At 68.3% G+C, this 23,323-nt stretch carries 22 protein-coding genes; 7 read left to right on the top strand and 15 right to left on the bottom strand.

Features of this window, described 5'->3' with window-relative positions; translation table 11 throughout:
• Positions 1-292 precede the first annotated feature (292 nt).
• On the top strand, positions 293-421 hold the full coding sequence (locus tag FSW06_RS14905; protein ID WP_274376967.1) for a hypothetical protein: 129 nt from the start codon (positions 293-295) through the stop codon (positions 419-421).
• Between the two features lie 17 nt (positions 422-438).
• Here the strand turns inward: FSW06_RS14905 and FSW06_RS02450 are convergent, their stop codons facing one another.
• Positions 439-1,002: a PepSY domain-containing protein gene (locus tag FSW06_RS02450; protein WP_010118689.1), complete on the bottom strand. Its 564-nt coding sequence runs from the start codon at positions 1,000-1,002 to the stop codon at positions 439-441.
• A 76-nt stretch (positions 1,003-1,078) separates the two neighbouring features.
• On the opposite strand from FSW06_RS02450, the gene FSW06_RS02445 reads away from it, so the two are divergent.
• Positions 1,079-1,516: a hypothetical protein gene (locus FSW06_RS02445; protein ID WP_010118691.1), complete on the top strand. Its 438-nt coding sequence runs from the start codon at positions 1,079-1,081 to the stop codon at positions 1,514-1,516.
• A 26-nt stretch (positions 1,517-1,542) separates the two neighbouring features.
• Here the strand turns inward: FSW06_RS02445 and FSW06_RS02440 are convergent, their stop codons facing one another.
• Both FSW06_RS02440 and purU read right to left on the bottom strand, forming a co-directional pair.
• Positions 1,543-2,502, bottom strand: coding sequence for a diacylglycerol/lipid kinase family protein (locus FSW06_RS02440; RefSeq protein WP_029448788.1), 960 nt, complete (start codon positions 2,500-2,502; stop codon positions 1,543-1,545).
• A 30-nt stretch (positions 2,503-2,532) separates the two neighbouring features.
• Complete coding sequence (gene purU / locus FSW06_RS02435; protein ID WP_010118695.1) at positions 2,533-3,402, bottom strand: formyltetrahydrofolate deformylase; 870 nt, start codon at positions 3,400-3,402, stop codon at positions 2,533-2,535.
• A gap of 156 nt (positions 3,403-3,558) precedes the next feature.
• Between purU and FSW06_RS02430 the strand changes: the two genes are divergently transcribed.
• Both FSW06_RS02430 and FSW06_RS14415 read left to right on the top strand, forming a co-directional pair.
• On the top strand, positions 3,559-4,119 hold the full coding sequence (locus FSW06_RS02430; protein WP_010118697.1) for a hypothetical protein: 561 nt from the start codon (positions 3,559-3,561) through the stop codon (positions 4,117-4,119).
• A 327-nt stretch (positions 4,120-4,446) separates the two neighbouring features.
• The gene (locus tag FSW06_RS14415; RefSeq protein ID WP_010118699.1) at positions 4,447-4,596 is read left to right on the top strand and encodes a hypothetical protein; all 150 of its coding nucleotides are present in this window, start codon (positions 4,447-4,449) and stop codon (positions 4,594-4,596) included.
• 67 nt (positions 4,597-4,663) lie between these two features.
• Here FSW06_RS14415 and FSW06_RS02425 read toward each other — a convergent pair whose 3' ends face one another.
• Positions 4,664-5,035: a DoxX family protein gene (locus FSW06_RS02425; protein ID WP_010118703.1), complete on the bottom strand. Its 372-nt coding sequence runs from the start codon at positions 5,033-5,035 to the stop codon at positions 4,664-4,666.
• Between the two features lie 200 nt (positions 5,036-5,235).
• On the opposite strand from FSW06_RS02425, the gene ypfJ reads away from it, so the two are divergent.
• On the top strand, positions 5,236-6,207 hold the full coding sequence (ypfJ, locus tag FSW06_RS02420; protein WP_010118705.1) for a KPN_02809 family neutral zinc metallopeptidase: 972 nt from the start codon (positions 5,236-5,238) through the stop codon (positions 6,205-6,207).
• Between the two features lie 11 nt (positions 6,208-6,218).
• On the opposite strand, the gene FSW06_RS02415 is transcribed toward ypfJ, so the two are convergent.
• From FSW06_RS02415 to FSW06_RS02385, 7 genes are all read right to left on the bottom strand, one after another.
• Complete coding sequence (locus FSW06_RS02415) at positions 6,219-7,778, bottom strand: GMC family oxidoreductase (protein ID WP_010118707.1); 1,560 nt, start codon at positions 7,776-7,778, stop codon at positions 6,219-6,221.
• 21 nt (positions 7,779-7,799) lie between these two features.
• On the bottom strand, positions 7,800-9,281 hold the full coding sequence (locus tag FSW06_RS02410) for an aldehyde dehydrogenase family protein (protein WP_010118709.1): 1,482 nt from the start codon (positions 9,279-9,281) through the stop codon (positions 7,800-7,802).
• A complete protein-coding gene (gene betT / locus FSW06_RS02405) occupies positions 9,278-11,404 on the bottom strand; it encodes a choline BCCT transporter BetT (protein ID WP_010118711.1) in 2,127 nt (708 codons plus the stop codon). The genes FSW06_RS02410 and betT overlap by 4 nt, the downstream gene beginning before the upstream one ends.
• 219 nt (positions 11,405-11,623) lie before the next feature.
• The gene (gene hisS / locus FSW06_RS02400; RefSeq protein ID WP_010118713.1) at positions 11,624-12,910 is read right to left on the bottom strand and encodes a histidine--tRNA ligase; all 1,287 of its coding nucleotides are present in this window, start codon (positions 12,908-12,910) and stop codon (positions 11,624-11,626) included.
• A gap of 42 nt (positions 12,911-12,952) precedes the next feature.
• Positions 12,953-13,639: a hypothetical protein gene (locus tag FSW06_RS02395; RefSeq protein ID WP_010118715.1), complete on the bottom strand. Its 687-nt coding sequence runs from the start codon at positions 13,637-13,639 to the stop codon at positions 12,953-12,955.
• 5 nt (positions 13,640-13,644) lie between these two features.
• Entirely contained in the window at positions 13,645-13,827 is a 183-nt protein-coding gene (locus tag FSW06_RS02390) for a hypothetical protein (protein WP_010118717.1), read from the bottom strand.
• Between the two features lie 68 nt (positions 13,828-13,895).
• Positions 13,896-14,570 carry an MBL fold metallo-hydrolase gene (locus FSW06_RS02385; protein ID WP_010118718.1) on the bottom strand — a complete coding sequence of 225 codons (675 nt, stop codon included), beginning with the start codon at positions 14,568-14,570 and terminating at the stop codon, positions 13,896-13,898.
• A 72-nt stretch (positions 14,571-14,642) separates the two neighbouring features.
• Between FSW06_RS02385 and FSW06_RS02380 the strand changes: the two genes are divergently transcribed.
• Both FSW06_RS02380 and FSW06_RS02375 read left to right on the top strand, forming a co-directional pair.
• Entirely contained in the window at positions 14,643-15,458 is an 816-nt protein-coding gene (locus tag FSW06_RS02380) for a peptidylprolyl isomerase (RefSeq protein WP_010118719.1), read from the top strand.
• Between the two features lie 579 nt (positions 15,459-16,037).
• The gene (locus FSW06_RS02375) at positions 16,038-17,087 is read left to right on the top strand and encodes a DDE-type integrase/transposase/recombinase (RefSeq protein WP_010118720.1); all 1,050 of its coding nucleotides are present in this window, start codon (positions 16,038-16,040) and stop codon (positions 17,085-17,087) included.
• A 535-nt stretch (positions 17,088-17,622) separates the two neighbouring features.
• On the opposite strand, the gene FSW06_RS02365 is transcribed toward FSW06_RS02375, so the two are convergent.
• Genes FSW06_RS02365 through secF form a run of 4 tightly spaced genes read right to left on the bottom strand, consistent with a single transcriptional unit; the run spans position 17,623 to position 23,323 of the window.
• On the bottom strand, positions 17,623-19,902 hold the full coding sequence (locus tag FSW06_RS02365) for a RelA/SpoT family protein (protein WP_010118721.1): 2,280 nt from the start codon (positions 19,900-19,902) through the stop codon (positions 17,623-17,625).
• A gap of 48 nt (positions 19,903-19,950) precedes the next feature.
• Positions 19,951-20,499 carry an adenine phosphoribosyltransferase gene (locus tag FSW06_RS02360; protein WP_010118723.1) on the bottom strand — a complete coding sequence of 183 codons (549 nt, stop codon included), beginning with the start codon at positions 20,497-20,499 and terminating at the stop codon, positions 19,951-19,953.
• A complete protein-coding gene (locus FSW06_RS02355; protein WP_158005202.1) occupies positions 20,496-22,124 on the bottom strand; it encodes an ABC transporter substrate-binding protein in 1,629 nt (542 codons plus the stop codon). Before FSW06_RS02355 ends, FSW06_RS02360 begins: the two co-directional genes overlap by 4 nt.
• The gene (gene secF, locus FSW06_RS02350) at positions 22,121-23,323 is read right to left on the bottom strand and encodes a protein translocase subunit SecF (RefSeq protein WP_010118726.1); all 1,203 of its coding nucleotides are present in this window, start codon (positions 23,321-23,323) and stop codon (positions 22,121-22,123) included. The genes FSW06_RS02355 and secF overlap by 4 nt, the downstream gene beginning before the upstream one ends.

Here is a 23,323-nt window from a genome sequence, read left to right as displayed (position 1 = left end):
CCCAGGTGCCGACCGGGGACCGGAAAATCCGCCTGTCGGTTCGTTCCGCAGGCATTCGACCTGTCGGTTCGTTCCGCGGACATCAGGGGAAGCGGCGGGATCAGGGTGGGGTCAGGGTGGGGCCACGAGCGGGGCAGGTGTGGACCAGGGCGGGTCAGTGTCGGAGCAGGGACATGTCACGCAGTGACACTGAAGGCCGCCCGACCCCGGGGGTGAAACTCCGAGTAACATGAGTCACATAGGTAACACCCGTCACTCCCGCCTGCAGGAATGAGGTGTTAGGGTGACCGTCATGGACATCACTTCCCTCATCTCAGACCTCCTCACCCGCGCCGACTGGCTCGCCTACAGCAACTGGGACCTCGTGCACGGCGTCCTCGACGCGATCATCCCGGACGCCTGGTCCAACTACCAGCCCTGATCCCCGACCCGGCGGGGTCAGTCCCGGTCCACCGCGATGACATCCCCGCTGTCCGGGTCGATGTCGATCTCCCATTCGGCACCGTCGTCGCCGCGGACACTCGCCTCCCAGACCATCCGGCCGTGATCCCGGTCGTAATCCAGTTCCGTGAGTGTCCCCGGCCGCTCCGCCAGCGCCGCCGAGACCGCGTCCACCGCCGCGATCCGGGGCGGGGTGGCCTCCTCCGGGTGGACCATGGTCGGACGCTCACCGGAGACCGACCCGTCGGCCATGTCCACGAGCAGCTCCACCCCGTCCCCGCCGGCGGTCACCAGCGTGACCTCCCACTTCCGGATGTCCCGCTCGTCGTCGATGCCGATGACCGCCGCCCCCGGCTGCGCCGCCAGTGCCGCCTCGGCGGCACCGCGGGCATCGACCGGGGCACCTGTGGCGGAGCCGGTGGCGGGCACAGCGGACGTCGCGGCGGGAGTCGTGCCGGCCACCGTCGTCTCCGGTGCCGCTCCATCATCGGAACCACAGGCGGTGAGCACTCCCCCCGCCACGAGCACGGCGGTGAACAGGGGCGTACGCAGGGACTTCATGGACTACTCCCGGAATCTTGTCGGTGAACGGCGTTTTCCGTCTCTCAGGATACCCGGGGCGGGTAGCGTCTCCCCCATGCGTCTGAAGTTCCTGAGTGCCGCCGCAGCATCCGTCCTCCTGCTCACCGCCTGCGGCAGCGGAGACGATCACGCCGACGGTGCCGGCACCACCCCGCCCGACACCGGCTCCTCCCTGACCCGCTACGAGAAGACGACCGACATCCGGGACGCCCTGGCGGACACCGACCACGCCTGCGGAAAATGGAACGACGTCGACGACGGGGTGGCGTCCTGCCTGATGGCCGGCAACGCCGGCGTCCACGGCGTGTACATCGCCGACAACCCGGCCGCGACCGCGGCGGTGACGTTCCAGCAGGACCCCGACACCCCCGCAGTGATCGTCGGCCAGAACTGGCTGTTCGACTGCGGCCCCGGCGGCACATTCGGCCTCGACCGGTGCATCGACGTCACGAAGATCCTCGGCGGAACCCTCGTCGAACCCGACCCGCAGTAACCGGGCTCAGCCGGGCTCAGCCGAACTCAGCGTCCGGCCACCACGTCGAGCACGCCGGGCCGGCACCCGAACTCCACGGTCCGGTGCGTGCCGAGATACTCCCCGTCCATCTGGACGTCCACCGGCCGGTCCGCGGTGAAGCGCACCCACGCGAGATCGTCGTCGCGGACCAGGCTGCGCCCCCGCGGATCACCGGACCCGGCGAGCAGCTGCGCCCCCAGGGCGAGACTGGGCAGCAGCGCAGTGGACGTCGCGGCGAACAGCCCGAGACCGTGGTCGAAGTCCGTGCCCGGATTCGTCCGGATCGCCCGCGGCCCCAGGTAGGTCCACGGCGCGGTGTTGCTGACGAACCCGAACCGGACGCCGCTGACCGGTGCCCGGCCGGGAACTTCCACGGTGATGTCCGCGTCGGTGAGCTCCGGCTTCAGGAACGCCGCGGCGGCGGTCTGCAGGTACATCAGGTTCGTCACCGGCCGACCGGTCCCCCGCTTCTCGTCGACACCGCGGACCACGGAGGCGTCCAGCCCCATGCCGGCGTTGAACAGGAACCATCGGTCGAGCATGTGGCCGAGCCCGACGGTCCGGCGGCGTCCCGCGACGAGACTGTCCACGAGCTGCGCGGTGGCCTGCACCGGGTGCCGGTCCACCCCCAGCGCCCGGGCGAAGACATTGGCGTTACCCCCGGGGACCACGCCCACCGCCGGCAGGTCCGCCGGGTCGACCGGTGCTGACCCCCGTGCCGCCGGCTCCCCCGGCGTCCCGAGCATGCCGTTGACGACCTCGTTCACCGACCCGTCGCCGCCGTGGACCACGACCGCGTCATAGCCCTGTTCGACCGACCGGGCGCCCAGCTCCGCGGCGTGACCACGGTGGGTCGTCGGCACGACGTCGACGTCCACGCGGGACGCCAGCGCCGACGCGACGGCGTCCCGCCCCACCCTGGTCGTCGAGGTGGCATAAGGGTTGGTAATCAGAAGTACCCGCACACCGGACCACCCTAGAGGATCGCCCGGGCCTCAGAACACGATGGTGTGGTTCCCCGTGCGGATCACCCGGTCCTGGGCGTGCCAGCTCACTGCCCGGGACAGCACGGAGCGCTCCACCTCGGCGCCACGCTGCCGCAGGTCGGCGACCGAATCGGCATGGGTGACCCGGACCGTGTCCTGCTCGATGATCGGCCCCTCGTCGAGATCCCCGGTGACATAGTGGGCGGTCGCCCCGATGAGCTTCACGCCGCGCTCCCAGGCCCGCCGGTACGGGTCGGCGCCGATGAACGCCGGCAGGAAGGAATGGTGGATGTTGATGACCGGGACACCCAGCTTCTGCAGGAAATCCTCGGAGATGATCTGCATGTAGCGGGCCAGCACGACGAAGTCGACATTGCCCTTCAGCAGTTTGAGGATCGCCTCCTCCGACGCGCTCTTGTCCGCGCCCTGCTGCGAGGGCACGTGGAAGAACGGGACGCCGAAGGAGCGGACGTCATCGGCGGTGTCCGCATGGTTGGAGATCACCATCGGGACCGTCACCGGCAGTTCACCGCGACGGTGCCGCCACAGCAGGTCGAGCAGGCAGTGATCGCTCTTCGACGCGAGGATCGCCATCCGCTTCGGCTGCGACCGGTCACTGAGCGACCACGCCATATTGTACGGGGCGAGCGTCTCGGCGAGATCCGCCTGGATGTCCTCCATCGCCGCCACGAGATTCTCCCGGTGGAAGACGATCCGCTGGAAGAAGTCACCGTCCTGGGAGCCGGTGGAGTACTGGTCCAGGGCGGTGATGTTGCCGTTGTTGCGGGCGATCAGCGCCGAGACGTGGGCGACGATGCCCTGCTGGTCGGGGCCGTGCACGATGAGGCAGGCCTGGTCGGCCAGGTCGGGGATGGACATCGGGGACACGGTTCTCCTTCGGACGGGGCGGTGCCGGACGGCATTCTGGTTTCCGGTGGGGAATCTTAGTCGGCGGTCCCGGCGGTGCGTCCGGTCGCCCGCGCGTCGCCCGCGCGTCGCCCTTGCATCGGCCGCGCTCTCGGATACGCTTGCCGGGTGAAATACTGCCGTCCAGCGGACCACCGCATCCAGTTCCTCGCCGCCGCCGTCCTCGTCTCCGGACTGGCGGTGACGGCCTGTTCCTCCGACGACGATCCCTCGGCCGCCCCTGCATCGTCCACCACCACCGGGTCCCCGACCAGCTCGGCGACGACCGCGCACCCCTCGTCGACGACCTCGGCCGCCCCCTCGTCGGAGCAGCCGCCCGCCGACAAGCCCGGGGAGCCGACCCCGCCGCCGGAGGCAGCACCTGCACCGGCCCCCGCCCCCGAAGACGCCCCGCCGGCACCCGAGGCAGCCCCTGCCCCGGAGGCACCGCCGGCACCGGCCGGGGACGCCGGGATCCGGGACGCCCTGCTCGGCGCCGGGGTCGACCCCGGGACCGCCGACCGTCTCGCCGCCGACCCGGCCGCCACCATCTCCGCTGCCGAGCGGATGGGCATCGACCGGGGCACCGCCGAGCAGTTCTCCTCGAACCCGCAGGGCGCGATCGACGCGCTGCGTGCCGCCGGTGTCGACCCGGCCACCGCGGCCCCGATGCTCGCCGAGCAGCTGTAGCGGCTTAGCAGCGTCCGCAGGACATACTGTCGCCGCGCAGCACACCCGGCCTGTCCGCAACGCAGCACACCCGCCCTGCCGCCGCGCAGCACGCCCGGCCGGTCCGCATCGCGCGACGTGGGGATGGTCTGACACGGGCCCGACCATCCTCACGTCGCGCGTTGCTCACCTCGGAGCTTCGGGGCACTGCTGACGCCAGGCACTGCCAGACGCCGGTGCCCGAAGCGTGCTGGGGACAGCTGCGGGACACCACACACCGCCACCGGTATCGGGCCAGCCGCATACACCACACCCCGGGGAACGAGCGTGAATGGTACGCCAGCGTACATGAAGACCGGCCCGGAGACGGTCGCCCTGGTCGGTGTGCGGCACGGCTCACCGAAGGGGTCGGGCGGGCAGACCGTCGACTCGGTAACGGACTTCACCACCGCCCGCGCCATCCTCAACGAGCTGGTGATCACCGGCTGGGATCACTGACGGACAGGTTCCCGGGGTACGTAGAAACCCCCGGTCCACCGATCTCACCATCAGGGCGTCCCGGGTGCTATGCCGCGTTCTGCTGTCTGACCTGCCACCCCGCCCAGATCAGAGGAAGTTGGAGGGGAAGGCGTCCGTAGGCGATGAGCTGCATCCACGCCGCACTGTGACGCCAGTCGTGGGCCATTTTCAGGTTGCCGGGGAACACGGCGACGAACAGGGCCGCAGCGGCTGTCCCACCGAGGCGGCGGGTCCGTCGACGGCTGAGGAGACCGGCGGTCGCCAGTTCGACGATTCCTGACCCGACCGTCCAGGTGCGGGCTGTCCCGGGAAGCTCGTCGGGGATGAGGGTGTCGAAGTACCGGGCGGTTGCGGGGACCAGGTGGAGTACACCGGCGCCGGTGAGAAGCGCTGCGAGAGGGGTGTGGGATTGTGCCATGCCATGATCGTGTCACACCAGGGCGCCTGCTGCCGCGCAGCACACCCGGCCTGTCCGCATCGCGCGTCGTGGGGATGGTCTGACAGGGGCCCGACCATCCTCACGTCGCGCGATGCTGACGTCAGTCGCTTCCGGGTCCAACCCGCCCGGCCTATTCGCCGCAGTGACCTGGGAAAACGCCGTACGGTAGGGTAACCACCATGACCTTCAACAACAACCTGAACGGGATGGGCGGCCGGGCGTCCTCCGGCGGCAGCTCCGGCGGGCCCGGCGGCGGCTTCGGATTCGGTGGCGGCGGCGGAGGCAACCGCGGGGGCGGTCTCAGCGGCATACTCGGGATGCTGTTGATGAGCAAGGTCGGGCGCCGCTTCGGCATCCCCGGCATCATCGTCGTCGCCGTCATCCTCTTCTTCGTCAACGGCGGCACCGGCATGTTCGGCGGGGGCAACTCCGGCAGCAACGCCTACGACCGGGGACAGGGCAACGTCAACGGTGGCAGCCTGACCCACTGCAAGACCTACGAGGACGCGAACAAGTACGACGACTGCCGCATCGAAGGCACCGCAATCTCCCTGGACCAGGTGTGGGGGCAGATCCTGCCCGAGCAGGCCGGCATCAACTACACCAGGCCGCAGGTCCAGATCGGCGACGGGACGGTGAACACCGGCTGCGGCAGGGCGTCCACCGCACAGACCGGACCGTTCTACTGCCCCGGTGACCAGACCGTGTACATCGGCGACGACTTCTTCGCCCAGCTCAAACAGATGGGCGGGTCGAACGGACCGTTCTCGCAGATGTACGTCGTCGCCCACGAGTTCGGCCACCACATCCAGAACCTCCAGGGCACCATCGGCCTGTCGAACTACGACGACCCGGGTGAGGACTCCAACGCGGTGAAGATGGAACTGCAGGCCGACTGCTACGCCGGGGTGTGGGCCAGCCACGCCGACAAGGGTGACGGCGCCGTCCTCGACCCGCTCACCGACGACCAGATCGCCCAGGCCATCCAGTCGGCCCAGGCGATCGGCGACGACGCGATCCAGCGCTCCTCCGGCTCCCGGGTCAACCCGGACGCCTGGACCCACGGGTCCTCGGAACAGCGTCAGCAGATGTTCACGACCGGCTACCAGGGCGGCACGGTGGACTCCTGCCGGCAGGAGTTCCGGCAGTAGTCAGGTGCGGATCAGCCGCGGATCAGGTCCGAGGCCCGCTCCCCGATCAGCATGCAGGTGATGTTCGGGTTCACCGCGGTGAGCTGCGGCATCACCGAGGCGTCCACCACGCGCAGCCCCTCGACCCCCTTGACCCGCAGCTGCGGGTCCAGCGGCGACATGTCGTCGTCGACCGCACCCATCCGCACCGTGCCGGCCGGGTGGTAGACGGTGTTGTGGGTCCTGGCCACGTAGTCGGCGATGTCCTCGTCGGACTGCACGTCGGTGCCCGGGAACAGTTCCCGGCCGGCGAACTCCGCCATCGCGGGCTGCGCGACGATCTGCCGGGCCAACTTGATGCCCGCCACGGCGATCCGCATGTCGTAGCCCTCCTCGTCGGTGAAGTACCGCGGGTCGACCTTCGGCTTGTCCCGGTAGTCGCAGGACCGCAGCCGCACCGTGCCCCGCGCCTTCGCGTGGGTGATGTTCGGGGTGAGGCAGAACGCCTCGTCCGCGGTCGGGTACCCCTGCCGCCGGGTGTGCATGTCGAAGGGCATCGATCCGTAGTGCATCATCAGGTCCGGCAGGCCGAGACCGTCGGCCCCGCCCTCGTCGACCTTCTCGAAGATGCCGATCTCCCACCACTGGCTGGCGTCCCGGATCATCGGGACCTTCGACTCCCAGGAGATCACCGCCTCCGGGTGGTCCTGCAGGTTCGAGCCGACGCCCGGGGCGTCCACCAGCACGTCGATCCCGAACTCCCGCAGGTGGTCGGCCGGGCCGATGCCGGAGAGCATGAGCAGCTTCGGGCTGTTGATCGCACCGGCGGAGACGATGACCTCCCGGTCGGCGGCCAGCGTGGCCATCCGGCCGAACATGTCCTTCTGGTACTCGATGCCGACCGCGCGCGTCCCCTCGAACAGGATGCGGGAGACGTGGAGGTCGGTGAGGATGTCCAGGTTCTCCCGGTCCAGCACCGGGTGCAGGTAGGACACGGACGACGAGGCCCGGATGTTGTCCGTGCTGGCGTTGATCTGGAACCAGTCCGCGCCGTGGCTGACCGTCTCCCCCTCGTTGAACGGGGTGGTCGGCAGGCCTTCCTGTTCACAGGCCTCGAGGACGGCCACACCCACCGGGTCCTTCGGGTGGACCGAGCGCAGATGGACGTTGCCGCCGTGGCCGTGGTTGTCCCCGGGACGGTCGTTGTCCTCGAGGCGTTCCCGGATCAGCGGGAGCACGGTCTCCGCGTCCCACCCCTCGGCGCCGAGCGCGACCCAGTGGTCCAGGTCCTGCGCCGGGGTGTGGAAGGCGATGCAGGAATTGTGCGAGGAGCAGCCGCCGAGCACCTTGGCCCGGGCGTGCCGCATGAAGGAGTTCCCCTTCTCCTGTGGCTCGATGAGGTAGTCCCAGTCGTAGCCGGACTCCAGCAGGGCAGGCCATTCATCGAGATTGAGGATCTCGGGCTTGTCCACGTCGGTCGGGCCGGCCTCGATGAGGGCCACGCTGACCGACGGGTCCTCACTGAGGCGGGACGCCACCACGGCGCCGGAGGACCCGGCACCGACAATGATGTAGTCGTACTTCTCGCGCATGTATTCTCCTGTCGTCGTCTGTTACTTCTTCGGGAACCAGCCGGTCTCGGCGGGCTCCGTGTTCTCGTAGATGTGCTTCGCCTCCCGGTACTCCTCGAGTCCGGTGATGCCGAGCTCACGGCCGTTTCCGGAGGCCTTGAACCCGCCCCACTCCGCCTGGGGGACGTAGGGGTGGTAGTCGTTGATCCAGATCGTCCCGTGGCGCAGGGCCCGGGAGACCCGGTGGGCCGTGCCGCGGTCGGTGGTCCACACCGCACCGGCCAGGCCGTACTCGGTGTGGTTGGCGATCGCGACCGCCTCCGCCTCCGTGGAGAAGGTCTCCACGGTGATCACGGGGCCGAAGCCCTCCTCGACCACGGCGGGGTTATCGATGGTGCAGTTGTCCAGCACCGTCGGCCGGTAGAAGCAGCCGGCGGCCAGCTCCTCGCCGCCCCAGTTGCCGCCGCAGCGCAGCGTCGCGCCGGCCTCGACACCACGCCTGACATAGTCGGTCACCTTCGCCCGGTGGGCCTCGGAGATCAGCGGGCCGGATTCGGCGTTCTCGTCGAACGGGCCGCCGAGGACGATGCCCTCGGCGCGGCGGACGAGTTCGTCGACGAACTTCTCCTTGATCGAGTCCTGGATGATCAGCCGGGTACCGGCCGAGCAGACCAGGCCCGAATCGAGGAAGCCCGCATTGAGGGCGTTGTCCACGGCGGCGTCGAAATCGGCGTCCGCGAAGACCACGTTGGGGTTCTTCCCGCCGAGCTCGAGCGCGACCTTCTTCACCGTCGGTGCGGCGGCGGCCGCGATGGTGCGGCCGGTCACCAGTCCCCCGGTGAACGAGACCAGGTCGACGTCCGGGTGGGAGGACAGCGGTGCACCGGCCTCCGCACCCGCGCCGAGGACCAGGTTGCCGACGCCGGCGGGCAGGCCGAGCTTGTCGAGCACGTCCATGATGAGGATCGCGGTGTGCGGGGTCAGTTCCGCCGGCTTGAGCACGAAGGTGTCGCCCGCGGCGAGCGCCGGCGCGATCTTCCAGCTGGCCTGGAGCAGCGGGAAGTTCCACGGGGTGATCATCCCGCACACCCCCACCGGCTCGTAGACGACCTGGGAGATGACCGTCGGGTCACCGGCGTCCACGATCCGGCCGGGGTGCTGGTCGGCGATCTTGCCGAAGTGCCGGAAGCAGTTGGCGATGTCGTCCATGTCGCCCTCGGCCTCGACCAGGCGCTTGCCCGTGTCGAGGGCCTCGGCGCGGGCGAACTCGTCCTTCCGCTCCACCAGCGCGTCGGCGACCTTCAGCAGGAGGTCACCGCGCCGGGCGGCCGGGGTGGCCGACCAGGAACCCTCGTCGAAGGCACGCCGGGCCGCGGCGATGGCCTTCTCGGTGTCCGCGGCGGTGGCCTCGGAGACCACGCCGACCGTCGAGCCGTCCGCCGGGCAGGTCACGGTGCGCGTGCCGCCGTCGGAGGACGCCACCCACTGCCCGTCGATGAACAGCGTCGCTGTTGTCTCACTCATTCCTGGTTCTCTCTTTCCTTGGCTGTGGTTTCGTCAGTGGTTTCATCAGTGATGTTGTCGTCGGTGACCTCGCCGTCCTCGCCCCAGAACTCCGGCACCGGGGTGTGGGCCTCCCCGGTCGGGGTGCCCTTGTCGCCGACCAACTCCATGTACTCGACATGGGCGTCATAGGCGTCGAGGACGTCCGCGATGACCTGATCCTTCGTGTACCCGAGGATGTCGTGGCCGCGGGAGCCGGTCGCCGAGAAGATCTCGAGGGTGTAGTACACGTCCTCGTCGACGTTGAGGTTCACCGCGAAGTTCGGCACCTGTGCGGCCACCGGGTAGGCCTCGTACTTGAACTCGTCCTGGTGCGGGAACTGGACGACGAGGTCGACGTAGCTGATCGGGTAGTCGGGGTGGGTGCCGCGGTGGCAGGTCACGTCCAGTCCGAGGCCCTTGAGCTCGGCGGCGACCTCCTCGATCGCCGGGGCGGCGGTCTCCTCCAGGTACTTCTCGGTCTCCGCGGCACTCGGGAAGCTCATCCGGCGGCGCAGGCGACGCCGCCAGGCCAGCCGTGCGGGTCCGGTGTCCCCGGCCCGGTCCAGCAGTGCGCCGACCCGGGACATCTCCCGGGATTCCAGGGAGTGCCGCTCGGCGGTGAGTACCCGCCACACACTCAGCATGATCAGGTACATCACCACGGCGAACGGCAGACCGATGAGCACCGTCGCGGACTGCAGGGTGTACACCCCGCCGATGAGCAGCATCACCAGCGTCAGGGCACCGGTGATCACCGCCCACACGATGCGCAGCCACGGCGGGCCGTCCGAATCGTCCTTCGAGGACTTCGACGTCATCGTCGCCATGACCAGCGAACCGGAGTCCGCCGAGGTGACGTAGAACAGCAGGCCGGTGACGACCGCCAGGGCGACCGCGAAGGTCGCCCCCGGGTACTGCTGCAGCAGCAGGAAGAAGCCCGACTCGGGGGTGTCCACCGCGGTCTTCAGGAACTCCTCGTCACCGTCGCGGAAGAAGCTCAGCGCCGCGTTGCCGAAGATGGAGATCCACATGGCGATGAAGGTGAACGGGATGACCAGCACGCCGACGACGAACTGGCGCACCGTCCGGCCCCGGGAGATGCGGGCGAGGAACAGACCGACGAACGGCGCCCAGGCGATCCACCACGCCCAGAAGAACAGGGTCCAGTCCGACATCCAGTCCTGGGCCGGGTAGTCCGGGGACCCCTCGGAATAGGAGAAGGTGTTCAGCATCATCGAGGGGAACCGGGAGACGAAGTCGCCGATGTTCTGCACCAGCGAGTTCAGCAGGTCCGCGGTCTTGCCCATCACCACGATCCACACCATGAGGATCACGGCCAGCCAGACGTTGAGCTCCGACAGCCGCCGGATACCCTTGTCCACCCCGGAGACGGTGGACAGGATCGTGATGAACACCGACAGGCAGATCAGGGCGATCTGCACCCCGGTGCTCGTCGGAATGCCGAACAGTTCGGACAGGCCGTAGTTGATGAAGACCACGCCGATGCCGAGGGAGACGGAGATGCCGAAGGCGGTGCCGATCGACGCGGCGATCTCGACCGCGTGCCCCGGGGCGCCGTGGATGCGGCGGCCGAAAATCGGGGCGAGGGCCGAGCGGATGCTCAACGGCATGTGATAGCGGTAGGCGAACAGGCCGAAGGCCATGCCCATCAGGGCGTACATCGCCCAGCCGGGGATGCCGTAGTGGAACATCGTCCACAGCGGCGCCATGCGGGCGGCCTCGTCGGACATGCCGGCGCCCTCGGGCGGAGTGAGGTAGTTCGTCGCCGGCCCGGAGATGCCGAAGAACATCAGGTCCACGCCGATCCCCGCGGCGAAGAGCATCGCGCCCCAGGTGAACAGGCCGAACTTCGGCTGGGAGTGGTCGGGGCCGATCTTCGTGTTGCCGGTCCGGCGGAAGGCGATGACGAGGACGAAGACGACGACGACCCCGGCGGTCAGGACGTAGAACCAGCCGAGGTTCGTCGCGATCCAGTCCTTGACGTTGTTGATGACCGTGTCCGCCGAGTGCGGGGCCAGCCAGGCCCACAGCACGAAGGCGATGATGAGGCCTGCGGCGGTGCCGAAGACCGGCCAGTTCACCGGCGAATCGACGTGTTTCGTCTTCCCCCCGCGGACGCCCTCGTTCCCGGACCCCCCGTCCGGCCCGGTTAGTTCGGGATCCCCGTCGTCCGTCGATGTTTCTGAGTGTGCCACCGGCACAGCCTTTCTCGATTCAGAATGCGTGTGTACGCGGACCACCGTACCCGCTCAGCAAATCCTGCAGCCTCCGGGGTCTGAGCCCGGTCCCGCGGGACGCCGCTACGCCAGCGCCCGGCGCACCGTGTCCACCACATCCTGCAGCGCGACCTCGTGCTGCTCGCGGGTGGTCAGGTCACGCAGCACCACGGTGCCGTCGGCGAGCTCCTGCTCCCCGAGGACCAGGGCGAACAGGGCGCCGGCCCGGTCCGCGCCCTTCATCGCACCCTTGAGGCCACGGTCGCCGTAGGACATGTCGGTGCTCACCCCGGCCCGCCGCAGCCGGTCGACGACGACCGCGAGGGTCTTCTTCGCCTCGACACCCATCGGGACGCCGTAGACGTCGACTCGGCGTCCGGTCGTCGGGGACACACCCTCGGCCGCCAGGGCGAGGATCGTGCGGTCCACGCCGAGCCCGAAGCCGATACCGGAGAGGTCCTGGCCGCCGAGCTGGGCCATGAGGCCGTCGTAGCGTCCGCCGCCGCCGATGCCGGACTGGGCGCCGAGGCCGTCGTGGACGAACTCGAAGCAGGTCTTCGTGTAGTAGTCCAGGCCACGGACCAGACGCGGGTTCAGCGTGTACTCCACACCCATGTCGTCGAGCAGGCCGGTGACGGTCTCGAAGTGCTCGCGGGCCTCGGCCGACAGGTGGTCGGGCATCAGCGGGGCGTCCGCGAGCATCTCCTGGACCTCGGGGCGCTTGTCGTCGAGGACGCGCAGCGGGTTGATCTCCGCCCGCTTCCGGGTCTCCTCGTCGAGCGGCAGGGCGAACAGGAAGTCCTGCAGCTTCTGCCGGTACTGCGGCCGGCAGGTCTCGTCGCCGAGGCTGGTGAGCTCCAGACGGTAGCCCGACAGGCCCAGTGCCCGGTAGCAGCGGTCCGCCAGGGCGACGACTTCGGCGTCGAGGGCCGGGTCGTCGACCCCGATAGCCTCCACGCCGACCTGCTGCAGCTGGCGGTAGCGGCCGGCCTGGGGGCGCTCGTAGCGGAAGAACGGGCCGGAGTAGGTCAGCTTCACCGGCAGCTGGCCGCGGTCGAGGTTGTGCTCGATGACCGCGCGCATCACCCCGGCGGTGCCCTCCGGGCGCAGGGTCACGGAGCGGCCGCCGCGGTCCTCGAAGGTGTACATCTCCTTGGAGACGACGTCGGTGGATTCCCCCACCCCGCGGGCGAACAGGGCGGTCTCCTCGAACACCGGCAGTTCGATGTGCCCGTAGCCCGAGTCATGGATGACCTTCTCGAAGGTACTGCGCACCGCATGGAAGTCGGCGGAGGCCGGCGGCACGTAGTCGGGCACGCCCTTGGGGGCGTGGAACGGCTGGATCTTCGGGGTGTTCTGGGCGTCAGTCACGCGGTTCAGTGTAGCCCCTGCAGGTCATGACCGGCCCACGGGTCACCACTCGCGGTGCGGTGGGTTCGGTTCACTCGTGGGCGCGCCGGTCACCGTGTAACCGAGCGCCCGGAGGACCTCTGCCGCGTCATCGTGATAGTCACGGATCACCGAACGCGCCTGTTTTCTCCGGTAGACGTCGCGACGCTCCGTCAGCGCCTCCTCCCACCCCTTCTTCGACTGGAATCCGCACTCCTCGATGAGGAAATAGAGGAAGTCTTCGAGGCAGGGTCGGAACCGGTCCCCGCCCACCGGATAGTGCATGTGCCTGAGCTCGTCCGGCGCTTTCTTTCCCGCCAGAGTCCTCACCCTGGTGAGCATTCCGTTCTCGGCATGAACGTGGATGTGGGCGGAGACCCACCGTCTGGGTTCCCGGTCGTATTCATATCTGATGGCCGGAAGAACCTGGGTCTTCTGACGCGGAATCCCGACCTTGAATGACGAGTTGTGCACCGCGATGTGCCGGCCTGACCGGTCGGTGCCGATCCGGTAGCTCAGCACCAGGCGTGCGAGACGGTCAGCCGCCGGTGTCCTGAGATCGATGCACATGTCGAATGCGGCGACGCAGCGCTTTTCGCTGACGTCGATACCGCTGATCAGCTGGGGCGCCCCGGGAAGGACGGCGCACAGTGTCGCCCTGGTCTCCTCCACGAACTCTGCGCACCATCGTTCGATGGCCCCCGCATCCACCTGGTCTACTTCCCCAGAAGGAAGTCGATCCGTCTGATCTCCTCGAGCAGGTACTCCTGGTCCTCCGTCAGGTCCCGGTCCTCCGCGAGTTGCTCGAGCTGCCCCCATGTGAGGTCCGCATCCGCCAGGAGCGAGTCCCGGCGATGCTGAAGCTCATCGTCGGTCACGTAGTTGAATGCGACGGTCATGCTGCACCTCCTTGTTCACGCCCCACAGTAGCCGCTCCACAGGACAACGTGAAGACTGATGCGATGGCCTAGCCTGCCAACCCCTGCAGGAACCCGTTCTCGCGCCGCTCCTCCCCCACGGTCGTCGTGGGACCGTGGCCGGGGAAGACCGTGTCTGCGTCGTCGAAGATCTCCGGGATGCGCTGCAGGCTGGCGACCATCGCGTGCGGGTCAGACAGTGGCAGGTCGGTGCGTCCGATCCCCCGGCGGAACAGGACGTCGCCGCCGAGGATGACGGCACCGTCGCCGTGCTCGCCCCGGTACATCACCGAGCCGGGCGAATGCCCGGGCATGTGGAAGGCGGTGAACTCCACCCCTGCGATGTCCAGGGTGTCGCCGTCGGCGACCGGGCGCGGCTGCTCCGGGACGGCCATGTCACCGGTGGCGTGGGTACGGCCGAGCTCCCCCATCGAGTCCAGGGCCTCGCGGGTGATCCACGGCAGGTCGTCATGGTTCATGTAGGACGGGACGCCGTACTCCTGCTGCACCTCGGGCAGGTCACGGACATGGTCGATGTGCCCGTGGGTGAGCACGATCTGGGTGACGGTCACCCCGGCGGCGGCGACGGCCTGACGGACCAGAGTCGCCGCACCCATGCCGGGGTCGACGACGGTGGCTTCGGTTCCGTCATGGACGAGGAGGCAGTTCGTCTCGAACGGGCCGGTCGGCAGGACGACGATGTTGAGTTCCTTCGGTGCGGTCATGTCGCCCGAGACTACCGGTGTGGAACAATGGTGCGTTGGAAACTGACCGAACACACTGGGAGGCCTGGAGCGTTGTCCGATAACTCCGCCCGCCGCGATGCGGCACTGAAGAACCTCGACAAGGAGCTGAAGTCCCGCGCGCGCCGCGAGAAGCTCCGCCCGCTGGGTGTCACGCTGGCCACGCTCGTGGTCCTGGTCGTCTTCGTCGGCGGTATGTGGTTCGCCGCCACCCGCGGAGGCGATGACGAGGACACGACCGCGCAGGACGCCGCCGGGTCGACCACCGAGGACACCCCCGCCGAGACCTCCGGCCCGTACAAGGGCACCGGGGACGCCGCGAAGGATGTCTCCCTGCCCGACGGTGACAACATTCCGCAGGACGGGACGACGAACGTCACCTTCCACACCAGCGCCGGCGACATTGCGGTCACTCTCGACCACAAGAAGGCGCCGGACGCCGCGAACGCGATCGAGCACCTGGTGCGCGAGAAGTTCTACGACAACACGGTCTGCCACCGTGTGGTGGTCTCCGACGGCATGAAGATCCTGCAGTGCGGTGACCCGACCGGTCAGGGTTCCGGCGGCCCGGGCTTCTCCTTCCCCGACGAGTTCCCGGTGGGCGACGCCGATGCCGGCGACAACCTGTACACCCGCGGCACTCTCGCGATGGCCAACTCCGGCCCGGACACCAACGGTTCGCAGTTCTTCCTCGTTGACGGGGACTCGAAGCTGCAGAACAGCTACACCATCTTCGGCACCATCTCCGAGGACGGTCTGGCCACCCTGGACAAGGTCATCGACGAGAACAAGGACGCCAACCAGGACAAGGGCGGCGACGGTGCCCCGGTCAACGAGGTGAAGATCGAGTCCGCCACGGTGGACGCGTAGCAGTTCCGTCCGGCTGCGCCGCTGCTCCGCCTCGATCCCCTCTCCACCACGAAATCCTCACCCCCGGGGGAACGTTTCCGGTCCGGATGCGTTCTGTCATGTCTCAGGACATCGGTAACAGTTCCGGATCAGGACATCGGTAACACTTCCCCGGGGTCACGTGGTGACACTTCCGGTGAGTAATCCAACCCCCGCCACACCGGCGGGGGTTGGCTTGTCCGATGGCATCCAACGACCCCATCGACCCCCGAATCCGGTTGGTGATCAGCCGGTGGCCCGACAATGCCCCCCGCGGCGCGGTCACCGCGTTCTGCGACGAGTACAACCTGTCACGCAAGACCTTCTACAAGCTGCGGCGCATCGCCGCGACCGAAGGACCCGCAGCGGTCCTGGAACCGAAGTCCCGCAGACCACACACTTCCCCCACGAGGATCACCGACGAGGTGAAACAACACGTCGTCAACGTCCGTGATGCCCTGGAAGAATCCGGCGCAGACCACGGCCCGATCAGCGTGTTCGACAAGATGGCCGACATGGGCATGAGCCCACCGTCGGTCGCATCGATCGGCAGGATCTTCCGTGACACCGGTGCAGCCCCCGAGCAACCGAGGAAGAAACCCCCGCTCCGCGTACAAACGGTTCGTCTACCCCGCCCCCAATTGCCTGTGGCAGATCGACGGCACCGAACGACCCCTCGCGAACGGCACGACGTGCACGATCTTCCAGCTCATCGACGACCATTCCCGCCTGGCACTGGCCAGCCACGTCGACACCGGCGAAACCGCCGCCGGAGCCCTGACGGTCGTGAAGAAAGCTATCGACGCCCACGGGATCCCGCAGAAGTTCCTGTCCGACAACGGCGTGTCGTTCAACAGTTCCCGACGCGGCTGGACCACCCGGCTGATGGCCTACCTGGCTCCGCTGGGGGTCACCATGATCACCGGTAAACCCGGCAAGCCCACCACACAGGGAAAGAACGAACGGTTCCACCAGACCCTGTTCACCTGGTTGGACACCCGCCCCGACCCTGACAGTATCGCCGGGATGCAGGCCCTGGTCGACGAGTTCGACGTCTGGTACAACACGCAGCGTCGTCACCAGGGCCTGACCAGGCGAGACAGTGACGGTCGGACCTGCCGGATGACCCCGGCCCAGGCGTGGGAGGCGACCCCGGTGGCTGCCCCGCCGGATCCGCCGGCACCGCACCGACCCGTGCCCGGGCAACAGGCCGGGCAGTGGTACGAACCCCCGACATACCAGGACCATCTGCAGCAGTCACTGCAGGTCGGTGACGCGAAGGTCGACGAGTCTGGCGACGCAACTGCGGTGGTCAGGACCCCGGCCCGCAGGATCGAGGATTCCGGATACACGACCAGGCACGCCACCGCCCGGGGCTACGTCTCATTCCGTGGGGTCAAGTTCCTGATGGGAAGCCGGTACCGGGGAAAAGAGGTGAGAGTGGCGTGGGATCCGGATTTCATCGTGTTCGCGGACATGGACGGGGTAGTCATCGTCGTCCATGAGCATCCACCGGCCGGGACGGACTACGTCAGCAACGGTGTCCCACAGGGACGCCCCCGGAAAACAGGAAAGTCCCGGGACAGCGGTGAAGTGTCACCGAAGTCCTGAGACATGAACTGTCACCGATGTCTTGAGTCGGTTTTGTTACCGATGTCCTGAGACATCACAGGTCCGGATGCGTTCCCCTGGGGGTGAGGATTTTCTCGTCGTTCCGGGTCGCTTCAGCCACATCGGCCGCTCTGGACACTGCGGCCCCGTGACCGCTGTGACCACTAGGACCACTAGGACCACTAGGACCACTAGGACCACTAGGACCACTGAACCCTCTACAACCTCTGGAGCCACTGCAGCTACCGCAGACACGTGGGCCACTGGGTGGCGGATGTATATCGCCGAAATTCGTCACTATGCTATGCCGCATCACATAGTGGATTTTCATCCGGACATACTCCCCCGTCGGTGACGGTCGTGACGGTCGTGACGGTCGTGACAGGTGTGACCAACGGAGCTGACAGGACTGACGGGCCCGACGGGACTGATAAGGCTGACGTGGTCAGGGCGAATAGCGGGGTACGGCAGCCGAGGATTCCTGACGAACCCGGCGAGCGACCGCAACGTTGGCCCGGGTCGCCGTGGACCCTCACTAACCGCCGGTCGTCACGCGGTAGACGTCGAACACGCCCTCCACGTTGCGCAGCTGGTTCATCAGGTAGCCCAGCTGCTTGATGTCGGAGACCTCGAAGGTGAACCGGCACACCGCCACCCGGTCCTCGGAGACATGGGTGCTCGTCGAGGTGATCGGGACCTTCTGCTCACTGACCACCCTGGTCACCTCCGACAGCAGCCCGGTCCGGTCCAGCCCCTCGATCTGCAGCGTCACCATGAACGTCGCATCGCGGGTGTCGGAGGCCCAGCTGACCTCGATGATCCGCTCCGGCTCGGCGTGCAGCTTCTCCGCATTGGTGCAGTCGGTGCGGTGGACGGACACGCCACCGTTCTTCGTGATGAAGCCGAAGATGTCGTCGCCGGGCACCGGGGTGCAGCACTTCGCCAGCTTCGCCGAGAAGTCCGCGTTGCCCTGTACCAGCACACCCGAGCCGTCACCGCGGCCGGCCCGGGTCGCACCGGCGTGGGTGACGGCGCGTCCGGAACGGGCGGGCGTGAGCTCCGGGATGTCGTCTGCGTCATCGACCGCGTCGCCCTGGTAGATCTCCTTGAGCAGTTTGACGACATGCCCGGCGGTCTCCCCGCCCTTGCCGATCGCGTCATAGAGGTCATCGACGCTCGACCGCTGCAACGAGGCGGCCACCGTCTTCAGCGCCTCGGCAGTCACCAGTCGCTGCAGCGGGATCCCGGTGCGCTGCGCCTCATGGGCCAGGGCCTCCTTACCCTTCTCCAGCGACTCCTCACGCCGCTCCTTGTTGAACCAGGCCCGGATCTTGTTCTTGGCCCGCGGGGAGACGACGAAACTCTCCCAGTCCTTCGACGGACCCGCCCCGGCGTCCTTCGACGTGAAGACCTCGACCTTGTCGCCGGTGTTCAGCGTGGTCTCCAGCGCCACCAGGCGGCCGTTGACCTTCGCCCCGATACAGCGGTGACCGACCTCGGTGTGGACCGCATAGGCGAAGTCCACCGGGGTGGAGCCGGCCGGCAGGGTGATCGCGTCGCCCTTCGGGGTGAACGCGAAGATCTGGTTGGTCGACAGGTCGTAGCGCAGCGAATCGAGGAACTCGTTGGGGTCCGCCGCCTCCTTCTGCCAGTCCAGCAGCTGGCGCATCCACGCCATCTGGTCGACCTCGGCATTGTCGCCCTTGTGGGAGCCCTTCGTCTCCTTGTAGCGCCAGTGGGCGGCGATGCCGTACTCCGCCTCGTAGTGCATCTCGTGGGTCCGGATCTGGACTTCGAGGGCCTTGGCGTCCGGCCCGATGACGGTGGTGTGCAACGACCGGTACACCCCGAACCGCGGCTGCGAGATGTAGTCCTTGAACCGGCCCGGCATCGGCTGGTACAGCGAGTGCACCGCACCGATCGCCGCATAGCAGTCCTTGACGTCGTCGACGAGGATGCGGATACCGACCAGGTCGTAGATGTCGTCGAAGTCGCGGCCGCGGACGATCATCTTCTGGTAGATCGACCAGTAGTGCTTCGGCCGGCCGACCACCTCCGCGGTGATGTGGGCGGACGTCATCGTCTGCTGGATCTCGTCGATGACCTTCGTCAGGTACTGGTCGCGCTTCGGCGCCCGGTCGGCGACCAGTCGGACGATCTCGTCGTACTTCTTCGGGTACAGGATCGCGAAAGACAGGTCCTCGAGTTCCCACTTGATCGTCGCCATGCCGAGCCGGTGTGCCAGCGGGGCGATGACCTCCAGGGTCTGGCGGGCCTTCTTCGCCTGCTTCTCCGGCGGCAGGAAGCGCATGGTGCGCATGTTGTGCAGCCGGTCGGCGACCTTGATGACCAGTACGCGGGGGTCGTGGGCCATCGCGACGATCATCTTGCGGATCGTCTCGGCCTCCGCCGCCGAGCCGAGCGCCACCTTGTCCAGCTTCGTCACCCCGTCGACGAGCAGTGCCACCTCGGGGCCGAAGTCGCGGGTGAGGTCCTCCAGCGAGTAGTCCGTGTCCTCCACCGTGTCGTGGAGCAGGGCGGCGACGAGGGTGGTGGTGTCCATGCCGATCTCGGCGGCGATGTTCGCCACCGCGAGCGGGTGGGTGATGTAGGGTTCACCCGATTTGCGCAGCACCCCCTCGTGCAGCTTCTCGGCGGTCGTGTACGCCCGGTCGAGCAGTTCGATGTCCGCTTTGGGGTGGTAGCGCCGGTGCACCGCGATGAGCGGCCCGAGCACCGGATTGATCCGGCTCCTTCCGGTGAGGCTCCTGGCGATCCGTGCCGCCATCCACAGCGAGTTCTTCTCGTTGCTCATCAGTCACCGTTGCCTCTCCGGGGTGTCACCCTTGTTGTTCCGGTAAGCCTACTGGCCCTTCGAAACGACGTACAACGGGAGGTCGCTGAACCGTGCCCGGCCGTTGAGTTCCGGGACTTCCAGGGCGACGGCCATGCCGCACACCGTGCCACCGGCCCGCTCGATCAACCGGCGGGACGCCGCCATGGTGCCGCCGGTGGCGAGCACGTCGTCGATGAGCAGGACGCGGCGTCCGGTCAGATCAAGTCCGTCGGCCGGTATCTCCAGCGCCGCCTCCCCGTATTCGAGCGCGTAGGTCTCGTTGAGGACCGGCGGGGGCAGCTTGCCCGCCTTGCGGATCGCGAGGATGCCCACCCCCAGCGACATGGCGACCGCCGAGCCCAGCAGGAAGCCGCGGGCGTCGAGCCCGCCGACCAGGTCGGCGTTGCACGGGCCGCAGGCGTCCGCCATGTCGTTGACGATGAGGCGGAACCCGTGGGCGTCGGCGAGGACCGGGGTGAGGTCCTGGAAGACCACACCCTTGTCCGGGTAGTCCGGGACGAACCGGGTCAGGCTGGCCAGTGCCTCGCGGGCATCGGCGCCGTCAAGGGCGGTCATTGCTTCTCCTCTGTACGGGTCTCGTCGGCCGGGAACTGGTCCGCGGTCCAGCGGTCCATGTTCCAGCTCAGTCCGGTCTCACCGGCGTTGTCGGTCACGTTGTCCACCCCGTCTGCCACGGCGATGATCCGCGGCTCCGCGGTGAGCGGGACGGTCAGTGCCTGGGCCGCCAGGTCGTCCTCCGCCTGCCGGACCGCAGCGAGGGCTGAGACCGGCGAGGCGGTGGAGGTCGGGTTCCGGCCGAACGACGACCGGGTGTCCAGCAGGACATCGTAGTCCCGGCCGAGTGTGCCGTAGTGCTCCGGTGTCAGCGACACCGGCTCGACGGTCACGCCGACGGCCTTCGCCGCGGCGACGAGCGCGTCGATCTGTGCCTTGTAGCGCGGGACGCCGCCCAGGTAGCCGATCCGCACGGTCGCCCCGCCCAGGGCGTCCCCCGCCGCCGCCGGGTCGACGGCACTGTTGCGGGCGATCACGTCGCCCAGTTTGCCGGCCAGCGTGCTCGCCGGGGCGGCGATCCGCAGGGCCGCGGGTTCCACCGCTGTACCGGTCGCCTTCTCCACCGCGACGGCGACCGCCTTCCGGTCGACGAGACCGGCGAAGGCCTTCCGGACTTCGGGGGTGGAAAACAGTCCCGACTGCGCGAAACTCAGCGTGTCCACCCGGTGTCCGGTCGCCCGGGTCTCCGGCAGGCCGGTCGAATCCGCGCCCGGGGCGGCATCGGCAACCTGCAGCCGGTCCTCCTCGACGAGCTGGTGATGGTCCGGAGCACCGTCGGTACCGGTAGTCCCGGGCCAGACGACGATCTCGTCGAGGCCGGGGCGGTCCCCGTCCCATTCAGGGTTGGGGGTGAGGGTCAGTTCCCCGGCGTCGCCGCGGGCACTGATCCGGAACGGGCCGGCGGTCGGGATGTCGGCGACGTCACCGTCGGTGAGGTCGAAGGCGTCCTGCCAGGCTGTGGCGACCGGGGCGAGGGCCTCGGGGTCGCGGGCGTCGAGGGTGTCGACGAGGTCCCGGGCGGACAGGTGGGCGCGGTCGGCGACGGTGTGTGCGGGGAGCACCTCCCCGGCGGGGAAGAGTTCCCGGTAGCGTTCGCCCATGCCCTCGTCGAAGGAGACGTGGAAGGTCTTCTGCCCCGGGGCGCAGTCGAGGTTGCGGACCCGTTCGGCGAGCCCGCCGGAGGAGGCGAACACCCCGGGTGTGGCGACCGCGACCCACGACAGCAGGAAGTCGTCGCAGACGACCGGGGAGCCGTCGGAGTAGGTGGCGTCGTCGTTGATGGCGTAGTCCACCTCGTCCGGGGCATCCTCGGCGGGGGTGGCAGTGACCAGGTCGTGGTTGGGCAGCAGCCGGTTGTCGGGGCCGAGGATGAAGGCGCCGGGGAACAGGCGTGCGGACAGTTTCGCCGCGTCGGTCGCCACACCCCGGGCGCTGGCGGCGTTCACCGTCACCAGCGGGGTGTTCAGCGCGTAGCCGAACCGGGGTCCCTGCGCGTCGTCGTCGGATCCGGAGCAGGCGACGAGGCCCGCGGCGGTCACCGTGGTGACGGCCGTGGCGAGCACGGTACGGCCGGTGCGGCGGGCAGCGCGGGCACCGTGGACACTGCGGTTCACGGTGCCGCTCACATCCCCGGACGCCAGGAGCGCCCGGCGTCCCCCTCCGGGGCGCTCGGCCGGCTGACGGTCCGCTTCTGCGGGGCGTCGTCGGACGCACCGGTGGTGCCGGTCTCTTCGGGTGTCGGGGCCGGCTCCCCCGCGGCCGGTACGGTCGCCGGCTCCGGCGCGGTCCCGGCCGCGGCGGTGACCCGGTCGATACCGAGTTCCCGGGCGCGGGCGACGCGCTGGTCGTGCTCGCGGTACTTCTTCTGCCAGCCCTTCATCGTCACCAGCAGCGGCGCCGAGAAGTAGATCGAGCTGAAGGTACCGGCGATGACACCGGCCAGCTGCACCAGCGCCAGGTCCTTGAGCGTGCCGACGCCCATCAGCCACACGGCGATGACGAGCAGTGCGGCGATGGGGATGACGGAGAACAGCGAGGTGTTCAGCGACCGCATGATCGTCTGGTTGACCGCCAGGTTCACCTGTTCGCCGTAGGTCGACCGGGTCGACGACAGGACGTCCTCGGTGTTCTCGTGGACCTTGTCGAAGACGATGACCGTGTCGTACAGCGAGTACGCCAGGATCGTCAGCAGGCCGATGACCGTCGCCGGGGAGACCTCGAAGCCGACGATGGAGTACACTCCGGCGACGAACAGGCCGTCGAGGATGAGTGTGACGATCGCCGAGACCGCCATGTCCCGCTCCAGCCGGATGGTGATGTAGGCGAAGACGAGGACGAGGAACACCGCCATGCCGATGAGCATGCGCTGGGTCATCGACGAGCCCCACGATTCGGAGACCGTCGAGTCGTTGATGGCGTCCGGACTGGGCTGGCCGGTGTTGTCGACCGGGTGGTACTTGTCGAACAGTGCCTGGCGGGCCTCACGGATCTGGTCGTCGGACATCTGCTCCGCGGTGACCTCGATGATCTTCGAGTCGCCGGAGCCGACGGTCTGCGTGGTCTGCGGGGCCATGCCCGTGGCGTCCTCGAAGGTCTCTGCGACGGAGGTCTCGGTGGCGCCGGAGGCCGGCGGCATCGACATCTTCGTGCCACCCTCGAAATCGATGCCGAGGGTGAACCCGCGCAGCGCGATGACGAGGATGAAGACGACGGTGAGGATCGCGTAGATCCAGTACCAGCGGCGGCGCTTCGCGACGATCGCGAAGGCGCCCTCGCCGTTGTACATCCGTTCCAGGAAACTGGTTTTCGTCGTGGACTGGCTCAT

The sequence above is a fragment of the Corynebacterium nuruki S6-4 genome, from assembly GCF_007970465.1.
GTDB lineage: Bacteria > Actinomycetota > Actinomycetes > Mycobacteriales > Mycobacteriaceae > Corynebacterium > Corynebacterium nuruki.
Note: the sequence above shows the minus strand (reverse complement) of the source record. Positions and strands in the feature narration are given on the sequence as shown.

Bases quoted from the DNA above. Each gene is read 5' to 3' on its own strand.
- FSW06_RS02445 (WP_010118691.1), top strand. From the start codon at position 1,079: ATGCGTCTGAAGTTCCTGAGTGCCGCCGCAGCATCCGTCCTCCTGCTC.
- FSW06_RS02410 (WP_010118709.1), bottom strand. From the start codon at position 9,281: ATGAGTGAGACAACAGCGACGCTGTTCATCGACGGGCAGTGGGTGGCG.
- FSW06_RS02365 (WP_010118721.1), bottom strand. From the start codon at position 19,902: ATGAGCAACGAGAAGAACTCGCTGTGGATGGCGGCACGGATCGCCAGG.
- FSW06_RS02385 (WP_010118718.1), bottom strand. From the start codon at position 14,570: ATGACCGCACCGAAGGAACTCAACATCGTCGTCCTGCCGACCGGCCCG.
- FSW06_RS02390 (WP_010118717.1), bottom strand. From the start codon at position 13,827: ATGACCGTCGCATTCAACTACGTGACCGACGATGAGCTTCAGCATCGC.
- purU (WP_010118695.1), bottom strand. From the start codon at position 3,402: ATGTCCATCCCCGACCTGGCCGACCAGGCCTGCCTCATCGTGCACGGC.
- FSW06_RS02415 (WP_010118707.1), bottom strand. From the start codon at position 7,778: ATGCGCGAGAAGTACGACTACATCATTGTCGGTGCCGGGTCCTCCGGC.
- secF (WP_010118726.1), bottom strand. From the start codon at position 23,323: ATGAGCCAGTCCACGACGAAAACCAGTTTCCTGGAACGGATGTACAAC.
- FSW06_RS02360 (WP_010118723.1), bottom strand. From the start codon at position 20,499: ATGACCGCCCTTGACGGCGCCGATGCCCGCGAGGCACTGGCCAGCCTG.
- ypfJ (WP_010118705.1), top strand. From the start codon at position 5,236: ATGACCTTCAACAACAACCTGAACGGGATGGGCGGCCGGGCGTCCTCC.
- FSW06_RS14415 (WP_010118699.1), top strand. From the start codon at position 4,447: ATGAAGACCGGCCCGGAGACGGTCGCCCTGGTCGGTGTGCGGCACGGC.
- FSW06_RS14905 (WP_274376967.1), top strand. From the start codon at position 293: ATGGACATCACTTCCCTCATCTCAGACCTCCTCACCCGCGCCGACTGG.
- FSW06_RS02450 (WP_010118689.1), bottom strand. From the start codon at position 1,002: ATGAAGTCCCTGCGTACGCCCCTGTTCACCGCCGTGCTCGTGGCGGGG.
- FSW06_RS02425 (WP_010118703.1), bottom strand. From the start codon at position 5,035: ATGGCACAATCCCACACCCCTCTCGCAGCGCTTCTCACCGGCGCCGGT.